This window comes from Dyadobacter sp. OTU695 (assembly GCF_038440355.1).
In the GTDB taxonomy this organism is placed as follows: domain Bacteria; phylum Bacteroidota; class Bacteroidia; order Cytophagales; family Spirosomataceae; genus Dyadobacter.
The window spans coordinates 1-1,093 of the sequence record NZ_JASATN010000064.1 but is presented as its reverse complement, the minus strand read 5'-3'; the positions used below and the strand labels follow the sequence as shown (position 1 = coordinate 1,093).

Annotated in this window: 1 protein-coding gene; it reads right to left on the bottom strand. The window is 57.1% G+C overall.

Translation table 11 applies throughout. The features are described from left to right. On the bottom strand, positions 1-1,093 hold a 1,093-nt coding region (locus tag AAHB90_RS32410; protein ID WP_342089478.1), incomplete at both ends, for a condensation domain-containing protein.

Sequence of the window (1,093 nt, the reverse complement as noted above, 5' to 3'; positions counted from 1 at the left end):
TTGATACCTGTCCACTGCTGGATATCGCTCAGCGAACTGTACTGGTGCTCACGGCTGGCAAGCTGTGAGGCCTGAATCCCGGTCAGCCACTCGACGATCCCCATCGAAGGCTCGATATGCCCATGTAAAGGCAGCGTGTTGATATACATCCCGATGCGCCGCTCCACACCGGCCAGATCGTCAGGCCGCCCCGACACGGTTACCCCGTAGACCACATCGCTCTGGCCCGTGTAGCTGTGCAGCAGATATGCCCACACCCCCTGCATGATCGTGTTCACCGTCAGCCGGTGCTTCTGTCCATAGGACTCCACCTGAACGGACTCGGAAGCGTCCAGCCGAAGGCTCAGCTCTTTGTATTCCCCGACGCCCTTGGTACGAACAGCGCTCGGCCCGATAAAAGGCAATAAGCTCCCCGTCTCCAGGCCAGACAGGTATTCCCGCCAGTAGGACTGGCTCGACCCCGCATCCTTGCTGTCCATGTAGCGGATGTAGTCCCCGTACTCGTCAATCATTATATCACCACCGGCTGCACCTGACGAGAGCTGCTCGTACACTTCCAGCAGCTCTTCCACCAGAAGCGGCGTAGACCAGCCGTCCAGCAAAAGGTGGTGGTAGGTCCAGATCATACGGTATTCCATATGGCCGGTCTGCAAAAGGCTCAGCCGCAGCAGCGGAACTTCATCAAAGGAAAACCCGCGACGGCGGTCCTGCTCTGCATAAGCACCGATTGCAGATGACTGCGCCGAAGCATCCAGCCCACGGTAGTCGGCCTCATACAAAGGAAGCACCACATCCGAATACACACACTGCACAGGGATACCAAAGAACCCGGGTTCAAAACCGCTCCGCAAAATGCTGTGACGCCTGATGACAGACTCCCAGCTACGGATGAATATATCCTTGTCCACTCCCCGCAACCGGCAGCTGACCTGCTCGATGTAGGAAGAATGGCCATGCTCATACAGCCCGTGAAAGAGCATACCCTCCTGCAAACCGCTCAGACGGTAGATGTCTTCCACTACCTGACCACGAAGCCGACCATCTGCCAGCCGCGCAGAAAAGTAATTGTCCAGTTCCTGATAGCTAATCTGGC